A 14,987-nucleotide genomic window follows, 5' to 3' on the forward strand; every position below is an offset into this window, starting at 1 on the left:
CGGTGCCGCCCCTTCGGCGTGATGTCAGTCGGACTGCTGCTGCCGCTTGGGCCGCCACACGACCAGCGCGCTGGTCTGCTGCACTTCCTGGTACGGCACCAGGTCACGGCGGTACGAGGCGTGTACCGCGGCCTCGCGCTGCCGCATCGTCGCCGCCGCGCCGTCGAGCGCGGCCTGAAGCTCCGCTACCCGGGACTGGAGCGCGGCGACCTGGTTCTCCAGCTCGATGATCCGCTTGATGCCGGCGAGGTTGATGCCCTCGTCCTGCGACAACTGCTGCACCTGACGGAGCAGTTCGATGTCGCGGGCCGAGTAGCGCCGGCCCCGGCCGGCCGTGCGGTCCGGGGAGACGAGCCCCAGACGGTCGTACTGGCGCAGCGTCTGCGGGTGCAGGCCGGAGAGCTGGGCCGCCACCGAGATGACGTAGACCGGGGTCTCCTCGGTCAGTTCGTACGGGTTGCGTCGACGGCCGTCCATCTCCTCATGCTCCCTTCGCCGCCTGGAACAGCTCCGCCCGCGGGTCCTCGCCCGCGGTCGCCTCGCGATACGCCTCCAGGGCGTCACGAGCCTTCCCCGACAGGTCCTTCGGAACACTCACCTCGACGGTGACCAGCAGGTCGCCGCGAGTGCCGTCCTTGCGGACCGCGCCCTTGCCGCGGGCGCGCAGGGTGCGCCCGTTGGGCGTGCCCGGGGGCAGCTTCAGCGTGACCGCGGGTCCGCCGAGGGTGGGGACCCTGATGTCGCCGCCGAGCGCCGCCTCCGTGAACGTCACGGGCACGGTCACCGTCAGGTTGTCGCCCTTGCGGCCGAAGACGGGGTGCGCGTCCACGTGCACGACGACATACAGGTCGCCGGCCGGGCCGCCCCGCTCGCCGGGGCCGCCCTTGCCGCGCAGCCGGATGCGCTGCCCGTCCGTGACGCCCGCCGGGATGCGGACCTGCATCGTCCGGGACGACTTCGCCCGGCCGCTGCCCTTGCACTCCATACAGGGATGCTCGGCGATGAGTCCGCGGCCCTTGCAGTCCGGGCAGGGATCCGTCAGCGAGAATCCGCCGCCGGAGCCGCGCGCCACCTGGCCGGTGCCGACACAGGTCGGGCACACCCGCGGCGTGCCGTTCTTGTCGCCGGTGCCCGAGCAGGCCTTGCACGGCGCCTGCGAGGACATGCGCAGTGGAACGGTCGCGCCGTCCACCGCCTCCATGAAGCTGAGCGTGACCTCGGACTCGATGTCCTGGCCGCGCCTCGGCTGCGTGCGCGTGCCCGCGCCGCCGCCGCGGTTGAACAGGCCCCCGAAGACGTCACCGATGCCGCCGCCGAAGTTCCCCCCGGCGCTGCCGCCCTGACCGCCGAAGAGGTCGCCCAGGTCGAAGTTGAACGATCCTCCGGCCCCGGGACCGGGACGGAAGCCGCCGTTGCCGAAGAGGGCGCGCGCCTCGTCGTACTCCTTGCGCTTCTTGGGGTCGCCGAGGATGTCGTTCGCCTCGGAGATCTCCTTGAAACGTTCCTCCGCCTTGGCGTTGCCCTTGTTGGCGTCCGGATGGAACTCGCGGGCGAGCTTCCGGTACGCCTTCTTGATCTCGGCCTCGGTGGCGTCCTTGGGGACGCCGAGGACCTTGTAGTAGTCCTTCTCGATGAAGTCCTTGGTACTCATCCCCGACGCCCCTCCTTCCGTTCGGCGTTGTTTTCCGTGGGGAGCCCGGTACGGACTCCCCTGTCGATCACGTCAGCCCTCGTCCGGGCCACCGCTCTCCTTGTCGTCGCCCGCCTCGCTCGTCTCCTCGGCCTTGACCGTCTGCGCCCCCGGCTGCGGCTCGGCCACGGCCACCCGCGCGGGGCGGATGGTGCGCTCGCCGAAGCGATACCCGGGCTGCAGAATCGCCACGCACGTCGTCTCGGTGACGTCCGGCGCGTACGAGTGCATCAGGGCCTCGTGGATCGTCGGGTCGAAGGGCTCGCCCTCCTTGCCGAACTGCTGCAGACCCATCTTCGCCGCGACCGTCTCCAGGGACTCGGCGACGGACTTGAACCCGCCGACGAGCTCGCCGTGGTCACGCGCGCGGCCGATGTCGTCGAGCACCGGCAGAAGCTCGGTCAGAAGGCTCGCGATGGCGATCTCCTTGACCGTGATCCGGTCGCGCTCGACGCGACGGCGGTAGTTCTGGTACTCGGCCTGGAGGCGCTGGAGGTCCAGGGTGCGCTCGTGGAGCGCTGTGCGCACCTGGTCCAGCTGGGCCACCAGACCCGCGGTCTGTGCGGTTCCGTCCCCTGCCGGGGCCGCCGCCTCCTCCGAAGAGGGGGAGGCGGCCTGCGGCTCGGCGTCGTCTGGGGTGGCGCCGGAGGGGACGTCGGGCTTCTCCTCGAAGCCCGGGGTCTCCTCCGTCACGCGGCACCGTCCTTACGGTCCTCGTCGACGATCTCGGCGTCGACGACGTCGTCGTCGGCCTTCGCCTGGCCGGCACCGGCGTCACCGGCACCGCCCGCGGCCTGAGCGCCCTGGGCGTCGGCGTACATGGCCTGGCCGAGCTTCTGCGAGACGGCCGCGACCTTCTCCGTGGCGGTACGGATCTCGGCCGTGTCCTCGCCCTTGAGCGTCTCCTTCAGCTCGGCGACTGCGGCCTCGACCTCGGTCTTGATCTCGCCGGGGACCTTGTCCTCGTTGTCCGCGAGGAACTTCTCGGTCTGGTAGACGAGCTGCTCGCCCTGGTTGCGGGTCTCGGCGGCCTCGCGGCGGCGGTGGTCCTCCTCCGCGTACTGCTCGGCCTCCTGGCGCATCCGGTCGACCTCGTCCTTCGGGAGCGAGGAGCCGCCGGTGACGGTCATCTTCTGCTCCTTTCCGGTGCCGAGGTCCTTCGCCGTGACGTGCATGATGCCGTTGGCGTCGATGTCGAAGGACACCTCGATCTGCGGCACACCGCGCGGCGCCGGCGGCAGACCGGTCAGCTCGAACATGCCGAGCTTCTTGTTGTACGCCGCGATCTCACGCTCGCCCTGGTAGACCTGGATCTGCACGGACGGCTGGTTGTCCTCGGCCGTGGTGAAGATCTCGGACCGCTTGGTCGGGATCGTGGTGTTGCGCTCGATCAGCTTGGTCATGATGCCGCCCTTGGTCTCGATACCGAGGGACAGCGGGGTCACGTCCAGCAGCAGGACGTCCTTGACCTCACCCTTGAGGACACCGGCCTGGAGCGAGGCGCCGATGGCGACGACCTCGTCCGGGTTCACGCCCTTGTTGGCCTCCTTGCCGCCGGTCAGCTCCTTGACGAGCTCGGCGACGGCGGGCATACGGGTCGAGCCACCCACCAGGACGACGTGGTCGATCTCGTTGATCGAGATGCCGGCGTCCTTGATGACGTTGTGGAACGGCGTCTTGCAGCGCTCGAGCAGGTCGATCGTGAGCTGCTGGAACTGCGCCCGGGTGAGCTTCTCGTCCAGGTGCAGCGGACCCTCGGCGGACGCGGTGATGTAGGGCAGGTTGATCGACGTCTCGGTGGACGAGGACAGCTCGATCTTCGCCTTCTCGGCGGCCTCACGCAGACGCTGCAGGGCCATCTTGTCCCTGGACAGGTCCACACCGTGACCGGACTGGAACTGCTTGACCAGGTAGTCGACGACGCGCTGGTCCCAGTCGTCACCACCGAGGTGGTTGTCACCGTTGGTGGCCTTCACCTCGACGACGCCGTCGCCGATCTCCAGCAGGGACACGTCGAAGGTGCCGCCGCCGAGGTCGAAGACGAGAATCGTCTGGTCGTCCCTGTCGAGGCCGTAGGCGAGGGCGGCCGCGGTCGGCTCGTTGACGATACGGAGCACGTTCAGACCGGCGATCTCGCCGGCCTCCTTCGTGGCCTGCCGCTCGGAGTCGTTGAAGTAGGCGGGGACGGTGATGACCGCGTCGGTCACCTTCTCGCCCAGGTACGCCTCGGCGTCCCGCTTCAGCTTCTGCAGGATGAACGCGGAGATCTGCTGCGGGTTGAAGTCCTTGCCGTCCAGCTGGATCTTCCAGTCGGTGCCCATGTGACGCTTCACGGAACGGATGGTCCGGTCCACGTTGGTGACCGCCTGGCGCTTGGCCACCTCGCCGACGAGCACCTCGCCGTTCTTGGCGAAGGCGACGACGGACGGCGTGGTCCTGGCACCCTCGGCGTTGGTGATGACGGTGGGCTCGCCGCCCTCCAGAACGCTGACGACGGAGTTAGTCGTGCCCAGGTCGATGCCGACCGCACGTGCCATTTCGATTCCTCCAGCTGACTTGAGTGGAACAGGCTCAAGGATGCATGAGGGAACCGGCGGCGTCAACAGACCTGAGTCCAGCAGACTCAACTTTTGTCCGAAGCCGCACGGCAACCAAGGAAAAACCGCAGGTCAAGGCCGTTGACCGCGCTCGTCACACGCTTGCGCCACCACCCCCCAGCAGGAGCGCCAGCCTGCTCACCGCCCGGTCGATCTCCCGGGCGCACTCGTACAACACCTCGTAGGGCTGCGCCCAGGGGTCGAGGACGTCGTCGTCGGCGGCCGGGACCGGACCGGTCGAGCCCCGGCGGGCGGCCGCGGCGGCCACCACGACGTCGAAGGCGAGTACCGGGGCCGCGGCTTCCCTGCGCGGAGCTCTCCCGTGGACGGTGCCCGGGGCCGGGGAGCGGGGCGCCGCCGCGTACGGAACCGGGCCGGGCGGGCCGGCCGGCCCGCACCGCTCCCGGGTCCCGCCCCGCACCCCTTCGTCCACGAGCCGCCCCTGCGCGCACGGTGTCTCCCCGTCCGCCCAGCCCCGCACCCCGTCGACTCCCCCCGCGGCGAGGCGCACGAACTCCTTGAGGGTGAAGCAGCGCCGCATCGCCGAGGGTGCGAGGCGCACGGCCGCCTCCCGGTGCTCGCGTGCGAGCCCGAGCACCAGGCCCGCTCCGGCGACGAGCGGTGCGGTGAGCCGGCGGGCCGCGAAGCCGGAGCCGTCCCCGCCCAGCTTCTCCAGCACCGCCCTGGTCGACCTCTCCATGCCGGGCCGGGGCCGCGCCTCGGTGCCGGCGCTCTCCGACCGAACGGCGGAGCCGGCGGGGAGTCTCGCGGCCAGCAGCCGCTCGGCGAGCACCGAGCGGTGCACATTGCCCGTGCACACGAACAGGACCCGGGTCATGTCTCGCTCGTGTGATGCGGTCCCGAAGGCGTGACGGCCCCGCCCCGCGCGGCCTCGGCACGGGGCGCGGGCAGTTCGCCGTACCGGCCGTAGGCCCCGGCGCCACCGTAGCGGCCGCCCTTGGGCACCGGAGCCATGCTGAAGACGGTGCCGAGGACATGGACGCCCACGCGGTCCAGCGACTCCGACGCGGTGCGGACCTGGTCCCGGCCGGTCTTCGCGGCGCGGACGACGAGCAGTGCGCCCTGGGCGAGCGAGGCGAGCCCCAACGTGTCGGCGACCGGCAGCAGCGGCGCGGAGTCGACGATCACGATCTCGTAGGTGTCCGCCAGCTCCCGCAGCACCTCCTCCATCCGCGCCGACGCGAGCAGTTCCGTGGGGTTCGGCGGTACGGCCCCGCTGGTGAGCACCGAGAGTCCGCCGCCGGACTGCTGCATCACGTCCTCGATGCGGGCCTGGCCGATGAGCACCGTGGTCAGACCGGCGTCCTGGACGAGCCCGAACGTCGGCGCGACACACGGACGGCGCAGATCGGCGTCGACCAGGCAGGTGGACACACCCGCCTCGGCGAGCGACAGGGCGAGGTTCACTGCGGTGTTGGTCTTGCCTTCGCCGGGCACCGAGCTCGTCACCACGATGAGCCGCGGTGGATCGTCGACCTGCGAGAACTGAAGGTTGGTGCGCAGCTTGCGGAAGGCCTCGGCGCGCTTGGAGTGCACGTCGGAGGTGACGAGCGGCTTCTTGGGGGCGTTGCGGTCGTAGGGGATGGTGCCGAGGACGGGCAGCGCGGTGAACTGGGTGAGCATCTCGCCGGTCTTGAGCGTGGTGTCGAGCGTCTCGCGCAGGGCGACGAGACCGGCCCCGAGCAGCAGGCCGCCGAGCACGCCCGCGACCAGGTTCAGCACGGGGCGGGGCGAGACGGGAGCGGTGGGAGCGACGGCCTCCTGGGTGACCCCCAGGGAGACGGGCGAGGTGCGGCTCCTGGAGGACTTTCCCGAGCCCGACAGCCGTTTGGGCGTCTCCAGCCTCTCGACCACCGAAGTGAACCGGTCCGCCACCGCGTTGGCGATGCGCGCCGCCCGCAGCGGCACCGTGTCGCGGACGGTGATGTCGATGAGCACGGTGTTGAGCGGAGCCCGGGCGGTGATCCGGGACGCCAGTTCCTCCGGCGTGGTATGCAGCCCCAGCTCCTCCACCACGGTCGCGGTGACCTGACGTGTCGTCACGATCTCGGCGTACGACTGCACACGCGCCTGGGAGAAGCTCTGACCCTGATTCAGTTGCGTGGTGTCCTCGCCGGTGCGGGTGGCGACGAAGAGCTGGGTCCTGGCCTCGTAGACGGGGGTGCTCAGGGTGGTCGCGGCGAACGCCGCCCCGATCGCCAGGAGCAGGCAGACCACAACGGTCGGCCAGCGTCTGCCAAGAGCCTTCAGGAATCCGTGGAGATCCAAGCTGCACCCCTCATAGACCGATGGAACTACCCGAATTGGTGTGTTCTGTTCCCTATGTGCGCAGCCGAACATAGGCAATCGCCCACGTCATCCGGGGGAGGCAGCCCCGGGGTCCCGTCGAACGGACCTGACCCCGCACGCGATTGCGTCGCCCGGCCGGACCGGCGGGACGGGTCATCGAGGTGCAACTGCTACATCATCCGGTGCCTTCTGCTCTGATCATGCCAGTCGGCGGCGATATGTCCCATTAATTCATGTATCTAGATCTTGATCCGGCTGACACGACGCAGCCTGACCCAAAGGGAAGCCACAAGAAGTCGAGGAGAGCGAACGAAGATGACGACATCGCCGAAATGGCGGGTCGCGCTGGCATCGGCAGCATCGGCTGCCGTGCTGGTCGCAACACCGCTGACCGGGGCGCCGGCCGCCCATGCGCAGCCGCCGACGCAGTGCGCCACATATCCCCCGGTTGCGCGACTCACCCTCAGCAGCACCGTGGTGTCTACCGGGAGCCGAGTGAGCTTCCGCGGTACCTGCTTCCTCCCCCGCGAAACGGTCGTCGCGGAGGTCCACTCGCGTGGGGTCGTCCTGGGCAGGTACCGGGCCGACTCGCAAGGCGTCGTCCGGGGCAGGGTGACCATCCCCAGGCACATCGACCGCGGAACCCACATCTTCGAACTCGAGGGCCGTAGGTCGCACCTGAGGCTCACCGGCATCATCAGGGTGACCAACCGAGGACGCGACGGCCACGGCTGGCACGACGACGGTCGCGGTGGGCACGGCAACAGGATGGGCCCCGCCGGCAGCGCTCAGAGTCTTGCGAAGACCGGTGGCGAGAAGGCGCTGGGCCTGGGCGGCGCCGCAGCCGGGATGATCGCCGTCGGCGGTGGCACGCTGCTGGTCATGCGCCGTCGCCGCAACTCCTGACGGCGGGTCCATGACAGAAAGAGACAACCGCACGGCGGTACCCCGGCGTCCCGGCCCCGGCCGGGACGCCGTCCGTGCGCCCGAGGCGGACGAGCCCGGCGAAGGGATGCCTTCCGTCGTCGCACCACCCCGATCCCCGGACCGACGGCCGCGGGCCGGGACCGTGTCCGAGCGCGGGCGCCGCGCGGCGGCGGCCGGGGTCCTCACATGCGGCCTGCTGATCACGGCATGCTCCGGAGCGGACCGCACCACGGACGACCGGGTCGGCGGGGCCGCGGAGTCCACGGGCGAGCGGCGCCCGGCCGCCCGGATCGAGCATCTGAAGGTCAAGGTCCTCGAGGCCCTTCCGCACGACCGCAAGGCGTTCACCGAAGGCCTGGAGATGGTGTCCGGCACGCTCTACGAGAGCACGGGACTCGCCGGCCGGTCCTCCGTGCGGGCCGGGCCTCCCGGCCGAAAGCCCGGGGTCCGCACATCGCTCCCCGCGCCCTTGTTCGGCGAGGGCATCTCCGTGGTCGGCCGCACCCTGTGGCAGCTCACCTGGCGGAACGGGGTCGCCATCGAGCGCGACGTCCGGACCCTCGCGGAGCTGCGCCGGGTCCCCTACCCGGACGAGGGCTGGGGGGTGTGCCTCCAGCGGGACCGGCACCGGCTGGTGACCAGCGACGGCTCGGCGCGGCTGGCCTTCCGCGACCCCGGCACGCTGGCGACGACGGGTGAGGTCACCGTGACGCAGGAGGGCCGGCCGGTGACGGGACTGAACGAACTGGAGTGCGTCGGCACCGCCGTCTACGCGAACGTCCTCCCCACCGACCGGATCCTGCGCATCGACCCCGCCACCGGAGCGGTGACGGCGAGCATCGACGCCTCGGGGCTGCTGCACGACGACGAAGTCGTCGAGGGGTCGGTGCTGAACGGCATCGCGGCCGTCCCCGGAACAGACCAGTTCCTCGTCACGGGGAAGTTCTGGCCCAGAATGTTCCGTGTGGCGTTCGTGCCCGCCTGAGCAGGCAGCACAGCGACGCAGATCACCGCCTGCCCCACTACAGTGCGATGGAAGAAGTGGGTACTCTCGAACGGACTGCATAAGTTACCGCTTAGTAATCTCTCCGCCGGAGTACAGAGGACGTACGCCGAGGAGACCCCCTCGCAGGCCCGAGGAGCCCCCGAATGCAACTCGCCGCGATCATCGTGTCGCTGGTCCTGGCCGTGGTCGGCGTGGCGTTGTTCGCCCGAGCCATCGCCCAGATCTACCGCTTCGTGCGGCTCGGACAGAACGTGCCCGCCGGCACCCGCACCGACGATCCCCGACAGCGCACCGTCACCGTGGCCAAGGAGTTCCTCGGCCACACGCGTATGAACCGCTGGGGCATCGTCGGGGTCGCGCACTGGTTCGTGGCGGTGGGCTTCTTCACCCTGGTCCTGACCCTGGTCAACGCCTTCGGCCAGCTCTTCCGGGCCGACTGGTTCATCCCCGTCATCGGCGACTGGGCGCCGTACGAGGTCTTCACCGAGCTCGTCGGCGTGCTCACGACACTGGGCATCCTCACGCTCATCGTGATCCGCCAGCTGTCGCGGCCGGGCCGCCCGGGCCGCAAGTCCCGCTTCGCGGGCTCCAACATCGGCCAGGCCTACTTCGTCGAGGCCGTCATCCTCATCATCGGCCTCGCGATCCTCACGCTGCGCGGTCTGGAGGGCGCCCTGCACCACGTGCCGGGCTACGAGGCGTCGTACCTGATCTCGTACCCGCTGGTCGCGGCCTTCAAGGGCCTGAGCGTCGGCACGCTGCAGAACGTGGTCTACCTGGTCGCGATGATCAAGATCGCGACGTCCTTCATCTGGATGATCACGGTCTCCGTGAAGACGGACATGGGCGTGGCCTGGCACCGCTTCCTCGCCTTCCCGAACATCTGGTTCAAGCGCGAGTCCGACGGCGGTACGGCGCTCGGCGCGCTGCAGCCGATGACGAGCGGCGGCAAGCCGATCGACTTCACCGACCCGGGCGAGGACGACGTCTTCGGCGTCTCCCAGGTCGAGCAGTTCTCCTGGAAGGGCCTGCTCGACTTCTCCACCTGCACCGAGTGCGGCCGCTGCCAGTCGCAGTGCCCGGCCTGGAACACCGGCAAGCCGCTCTCCCCCAAGCTGCTGATCATGTCTCTCCGGGACCACGCCCACGCCAAGGCCCCGTACCTGCTGGCCGGCGGCGGCAAGACGGCGGAGGGCGAGGAGAAGGCGTCCGCCGAACAGCTCAGGGACGTCCCCGCGGCGGCCCTCGCCGAGGCCGAGCGCCCGCTGATCGGCACCGTCGAGGAGAACGGCGTCATCGACCCGGACGTCCTGTGGTCCTGCACCACCTGCGGCGCCTGTGTCGAGCAGTGCCCGGTGGACATCGAGCACGTCGACCACATCGTCGACATGCGCCGCTACCAGGTCATGATCGAGTCCTCGTTCCCGTCCGAGGCGGGCACGATGCTCAAGAACCTGGAGAAGAAGGGCAACCCCTGGGGCCTGGCGAAGAAGCAGCGTCTGGAGTGGACCAAGGAGGTCGACTTCGAGGTGCCGGTCGTCGGTCAGGACATCGAGGACCTCACGGAGGTCGAGTACCTCTACTGGGTCGGCTGCGCCGGCGCCCTGGAGGACCGCGCCAAGAAGACCACGAAGGCGTTCGCCGAACTTCTGCACATCGCGGGCGTCAAGTTCGCGATCATGGGCGGCGACGAGAAGTGCACCGGTGACTCCGCCCGCCGCCTGGGCAACGAGCCCCTGTTCCAGGAGCTCGGCATGGAGAACGTGGCCACGCTGAACATGGCCTTCGGCGAGGACGACGAGGACCCGTCGACGAAGAAGCCGAAGTCCGCGAAGAAGATCGTCGCGACCTGCCCGCACTGCCTCAACACCATCGGCAACGAGTACCCGCAGCTCGGCGGCGACTACGAGGTCATCCACCACACCCAGCTGCTGCAGCACCTGGTGGACGAGGGCAAGCTGGTCCCGGTCACCCCGGTCGAGGGCATCATCACCTACCACGACCCGTGCTACCTGGGCCGCCACAACAAGATCTACACGCCCCCGCGCGAGATCATCGGCAAGGTCCCCGGTCTGCGCAACGAGGAGATGCACCGCCACAAGGAGCGCGGCTTCTGCTGCGGCGCCGGCGGCGCCCGGATGTGGATGGAGGAGCGGATCGGCAAGCGCATCAACAACGAGCGCGTCGACGAGGCCCTCTCCCTCAACCCGGACATCGTCTCCACCGCCTGCCCCTTCTGCCTGGTCATGCTGACCGACTCGGTCAACGGCAAGAAGAACGACGGCACGGCGAAGGAGTCCATCCAGGTCGTGGACGTCGCCCAGCTGCTGCTCGACTCCGTCAGGACGCCGGTGGACCCGGCGGGCGATGCCGAGACCGAGAGCGCGCCGGAGCCGGAACCGGTGAAGTAGCCGCCTCCGCGTGGACAGCCGCGGCCGAGGGGCCGGAGTCGTACAGGACGACTCCGGCCCCTCGGCCGTTCGCCGTGCCGGGGACAGGAGACGGCCGCTGGACCTGTAGGCCGTAGGTGTGCTCTTCGGCCGGAGGGCGGTACGTCTGCGTCGCCTCCCAGGCCCCCGCTGCCAGCATGACTGCCTGTCGTGATCATGAATCGCCGCCCGCCTCGGCGGTCGGCCGAGACGCGGTGAGGCTGAATGGTGATGGCCCGGAGCGGCACAGCCGGACCCGATGACTCCCGTATCCGGGTGATGAGGGTCATCGCCAGAATGAACGTCGGTGGTCCGGCCCTCCAGGTCTCCACCCTGATGCGCGGGCTCGACGGCGAACTGTTCGACCACCGGCTCTACGCCGGGTTCGTGGGCCCGGACGAGGCCGACTACGTAGAGCAGCGCGCCCCCGACGTGCGGGTCTGCCGGGTGCCCACCCTGGGACGGGCCGTGCGTCCCACCGACGACCTGCGCGCGCTGGCCGCACTGACCGCAGCCATGCGCCGCTTCCGCCCGCACATCGTGCACACGCACACCGCCAAGGCCGGAACCCTGGGCCGCCTGGCGGCGGTGCTCGCGCGGGTGCCGGCGCGGGTGCACACGTACCACGGACACCTGCTGCACGGCTATTTCTCACCGGCGAAGACCCGGCTGGTGGTCCGGGCCGAGCGTCGGCTGGCCGCCGTCACCGACCGGCTGGTCGCGGTGGGGTGCACCGTCCGCGACGACCTCCTGGCCGCAGGCATCGGGCACCCCGGGCAGTACGCGGTGGTACCGCCCGGCACCACCGCGGCCGTGCCCGCACCGCGCGCCGAGGCACGCAGAAGTCTCGGCCTGCCGCAGGACGGTCCCGTCGTGGCGTACGTCGGGCGGGTCACCAGGGTCAAACGGCCCGATCGGTTCCTGTCGGTGGCCCGGGAGGTGCGCCGCGCCGTGCCGGACGCCCGGTTCCTGGTGTGCGGGGGCGGAGATCTGCACGGCGAGCTGGAGTCGGCTGCCGACCTGGGCGAGTCGCTGCATCTGCTGGGCTGGCGCGCCGACGTGGAGACCGTGTACGCGGCCGCGGACCTGGTGCTGCTGACCTCGGACAACGAGGGCATGCCGGTCAGCCTGATCGAGGCGGGCCTCGCGGGCCTTCCGGCGGTGGCGACCCATGTGGGCAGCGTGCCGGAGGTGGTGCGGGACGGACACACCGGCCTGCTGGCTCCCCCCGACGCCGCGGAGCTCACCCACCACGCAGTCCGGCTGCTGCGCGACGACCGGCTGCGCCTGCTCATGGGACAGCAGGCCCGCGCCTGGACGGCTCAGCGCTTCGGGGCCGAACGCCTGGTCCAGGACACCCATGACCTCTATGCCTCCATCGCCGTCGCACGCGGCTGGTGGCCGACACCCCTGACGAAAGGTGCGAACCGATGAAGGTCGTAGTGACCGGCGGTGCCGGGTTCATCGGAGCCAACCTCTGCCGGGAGCTGGTCTCCCGGCCATCCGTCGGCAGGGTCGTCGCCCTGGACGATCTGAGCACCGGGTCGGCGGCGAATCTGGTGGGCACGGGCGCGGAACTGGTCGAGGGGAGCATCCTCGACCGGGACCTGCTCGAGGACGTGGTGGACGGGGCGGACGCGGTGGTGCATCTGGCCGCCCGGCCGTCCGTGCCGCGCTCCCTCGCGGATCCGTTCGCCACGCACGAGGTCAACGCCACCGGCACCGTGCGGGTGCTCGAGGCGTGCCGCCGCCACCACACCCCGTTGGTCGCCGCGTCGTCGTCCTCGGTGTACGGCTCGGTCACCGACCTGCCCAAACACGAGGGCCTGCCGACCCGTCCGCTCAGCCCCTACGCCGCCAGCAAGCTCGCGACCGAGTCCTACGTGCTCTCCTACGGTCAGGCCTTCGGCCTTCCGGCCCTCGCGTTCCGCTTCTTCAACGTCTACGGCCCGCTGCAGCCGGCCGGACACGCGTACGCGGCGGTCGTCCCGTCCTTCGTCGACGCGGCGCTGCGCGGCCGGCCGCTGACGGTGTTCGGGGACGGACACCAGACCCGCGACTTCACCTATGTCGGCACGGTCGCCCGGGTGCTCGCCGACGCCGTCCTGCGCAAGGTGACCTGTGCCGACCCGGTGAACCTGGCCTTCGGCACCCGGGTCAGCGTGCTGGAACTCGGCCATCACCTGGCCAAGGCGCTGGAGATGGCGGTGGAGTTCCACCATGAGCCACCGCGCCGCGGTGACGTACGGGACTCCCAGGCCGACGACGGGCTGCTCCGCGGTCTCTTCGCGGGCGTCGAGGCGGTTCCCCTGGAACAGGGGCTGGCCGAGACCGTGCGGTGGTTCCGCTCCCTGCCCGAGTACACGTAGCCGCGCTCTCCCGGCCTCACCCACCGGGTACCGGACGCACAGAACACCGAGGGGAGGGGGCGGGCCACCGCGGTGGCCCGCCCCCTCCCCTCGGCGCGCGGACCGCGATGGGCGATCGGGGAAGCGGCCGGTGCCCGCCGATGCCGTGTGACCGGTTCAGGGGCGGGCACCGGCCTGCTCGGACCGGGTGGGGCCGATCAGAGAATCTCGACCCTCTCGCCCCGGCAGCGATTGCGGGTGTCGAGCACGTACGCACCGGCCTTTTCGACGAGCGCGTAGTCGAAGGCGTCGTGGTCGGTCGCGACCACGATCACGTCGGCGGAACGGATCTCCGCCTCGGTGAGTTCCACGCGGGTGATGTCCAGTGGCACGAGATACGCGTCGGTGTGCGGCTCGGCCACGACCAGCCGGGCTCCGAGGGCGAGCAGCGACCGGGCGAGGACGAGGGCGGGCGACTCCCGGATGTCACCGGTGTTCTTCTTGTAGGCCAGGCCCAGTTGGAGCACGCGCGCGTCCTTGACCGACTTGCCGCGCTCGTTCAGTCCACGGGTGACCCGCCGGACGACATGGTCCGGCATGTTGTCGTTGATCTCGTTGGCCAGTGCGATGAACCGGAGGTCCCGCTTCAGCAACCTCTTGACCTGCCAGGACAGATAGGAGGGGTCCACGGGCAGGCAGTGCCCGCCCACACCCGGACCCGGCCTGAACGGCATGAATCCGAACGGCTTGGTGCCGGCGGCCTCGACGGCCTCCCAGATGTCGGCGCCCAACTGCCGTGACACCATGGCCATTTCGTTGACCAGGGCGATGTTGACATGACGGTAGGTGTTCTCGAGCAGCTTGGTCAGCTCAGCCGTACGGCAGGAGCTCACGGGCACGGTGCGCTCCACGATGTCGCCGTAGAAGCTCTCGATCCCGCGCAGTGACGCGGCGTCGATCCCGGAGATCACCTTGGGCGTGTTCTCCAGGTGCCAGTCGGGGTTCCCGGGGTCGATGCGCTCGGGGCTGTAGCCGAGGTGGAAGTCGGCCCCCGCCCTCAGGCCGCTGCCCTCCTCCAGCAGGGGGAGCAGCAGGCTCTCGGTCGTGCCCGGATACGTCGTGGACTCCAGGATCACGATGGAGCCGGGGGTGAGGTGCGGGGCGATGCTCCGTCCGGCACATTCCACGAAGCTCAGATCCGGCACACCCTCGCGCAGCGGCGTCGGCACCGTGATGACACACACGTCGAGGCCGTCGATGTCCTCGTACTCGGTGGTGGCGCGGAAGCGGCCACTGTCCGCGGCAGCGGCGAGACGTGCGTCGCCGATGCCCTCGATGTAGGAGTCACAGGCTCCCAGGCGTTTCACCCGCAAATCATCCGTGTCCACGCCGACGACCGAGTACCCGGCCTCGACGGCCCGCACGGCCATGGGCAGGCCCACATAGCCCAGCCCTACGACGATCAACTTTCCCTTGTCACCGGCATCGTTCCTCTGACGCACACTCACCACTCCGATGGTTTTGAGGAATCCGCATATTCCACCCCCCCATTCATGCACGAGTGACGGCCGCCTCGGAGCCCTGTGGAATGTGTCCACCCGGCGTCACTCTGATTCCGTAACCAGCAGACGCGCCGAAGGGTCCGTATTGAGCTGACGAGGTTTCAGATTCGGCTACTCA

12 protein-coding genes are annotated in these 14,987 nt (G+C 70.0%); 5 read left to right on the forward strand and 7 right to left on the reverse strand.

The annotated features are described in order from the left end of the window. Positions 1-24: 24 nt before the first annotated feature. From ACSHXN_RS19955 to ACSHXN_RS19980, 6 genes are all read right to left on the reverse strand, one after another. On the reverse strand, positions 25-477 hold the full coding sequence (locus ACSHXN_RS19955; RefSeq protein WP_059133518.1) for a heat shock protein transcriptional repressor HspR: 453 nt from the start codon (positions 475-477) through the stop codon (positions 25-27). Positions 478-481: 4 nt separating this feature from the next. Then, positions 482-1,651, reverse strand: a complete 1,170-nt coding sequence (gene dnaJ, locus ACSHXN_RS19960; RefSeq protein WP_355131331.1) for a molecular chaperone DnaJ — start codon at positions 1,649-1,651, stop codon at positions 482-484. Between the two features lie 72 nt (positions 1,652-1,723). Continuing rightward, positions 1,724-2,383 (reverse strand): nucleotide exchange factor GrpE, encoded by a 660-nt coding sequence (grpE, locus tag ACSHXN_RS19965; RefSeq protein WP_355795020.1) that lies wholly within the window; start codon positions 2,381-2,383, stop codon positions 1,724-1,726. Beyond that, positions 2,380-4,227: a molecular chaperone DnaK gene (gene dnaK, locus ACSHXN_RS19970; protein WP_438303460.1), complete on the reverse strand. Its 1,848-nt coding sequence runs from the start codon at positions 4,225-4,227 to the stop codon at positions 2,380-2,382. The genes grpE and dnaK overlap by 4 nt, the downstream gene beginning before the upstream one ends. Positions 4,228-4,381: 154 nt before the next feature. After that, positions 4,382-5,125, reverse strand: a complete 744-nt coding sequence (locus ACSHXN_RS19975) for a low molecular weight phosphatase family protein (RefSeq protein WP_355795016.1) — start codon at positions 5,123-5,125, stop codon at positions 4,382-4,384. Next, on the reverse strand, positions 5,122-6,576 hold the full coding sequence (locus ACSHXN_RS19980; protein WP_355142320.1) for a polysaccharide biosynthesis tyrosine autokinase: 1,455 nt from the start codon (positions 6,574-6,576) through the stop codon (positions 5,122-5,124). The genes ACSHXN_RS19975 and ACSHXN_RS19980 overlap by 4 nt, the downstream gene beginning before the upstream one ends. Positions 6,577-7,092: 516 nt before the next feature. Here ACSHXN_RS19980 and ACSHXN_RS19985 point away from each other — a divergent pair. From ACSHXN_RS19985 to ACSHXN_RS20005, 5 genes are all read left to right on the forward strand, one after another. After that, positions 7,093-7,503, forward strand: coding sequence for an LPXTG cell wall anchor domain-containing protein (locus ACSHXN_RS19985; RefSeq protein ID WP_356107817.1), 411 nt, complete (start codon positions 7,093-7,095; stop codon positions 7,501-7,503). Between the two features lie 10 nt (positions 7,504-7,513). Then, positions 7,514-8,509 carry a glutaminyl-peptide cyclotransferase gene (locus ACSHXN_RS19990; protein ID WP_438303461.1) on the forward strand — a complete coding sequence of 332 codons (996 nt, stop codon included), beginning with the start codon at positions 7,514-7,516 and terminating at the stop codon, positions 8,507-8,509. A 164-nt stretch (positions 8,510-8,673) separates the two neighbouring features. Continuing rightward, entirely contained in the window at positions 8,674-10,941 is a 2,268-nt protein-coding gene (locus tag ACSHXN_RS19995; protein WP_356107821.1) for a (Fe-S)-binding protein, read from the forward strand. A 315-nt stretch (positions 10,942-11,256) separates the two neighbouring features. Further along, the gene (locus ACSHXN_RS20000; protein WP_355142312.1) at positions 11,257-12,393 is read left to right on the forward strand and encodes a glycosyltransferase; all 1,137 of its coding nucleotides are present in this window, start codon (positions 11,257-11,259) and stop codon (positions 12,391-12,393) included. After that, positions 12,390-13,328 (forward strand): NAD-dependent epimerase/dehydratase family protein, encoded by a 939-nt coding sequence (locus ACSHXN_RS20005; RefSeq protein ID WP_355142310.1) that lies wholly within the window; start codon positions 12,390-12,392, stop codon positions 13,326-13,328. The genes ACSHXN_RS20000 and ACSHXN_RS20005 overlap by 4 nt, the downstream gene beginning before the upstream one ends. A gap of 197 nt (positions 13,329-13,525) precedes the next feature. Here ACSHXN_RS20005 and ACSHXN_RS20010 read toward each other — a convergent pair whose 3' ends face one another. After that, complete coding sequence (locus ACSHXN_RS20010; RefSeq protein ID WP_403840652.1) at positions 13,526-14,809, reverse strand: nucleotide sugar dehydrogenase; 1,284 nt, start codon at positions 14,807-14,809, stop codon at positions 13,526-13,528. Positions 14,810-14,987 lie beyond the last annotated feature (178 nt).

Source organism: Streptomyces sp. HUAS TT11 (assembly GCF_051553595.1).
Taxonomy (GTDB): domain Bacteria; phylum Actinomycetota; class Actinomycetes; order Streptomycetales; family Streptomycetaceae; genus Streptomyces.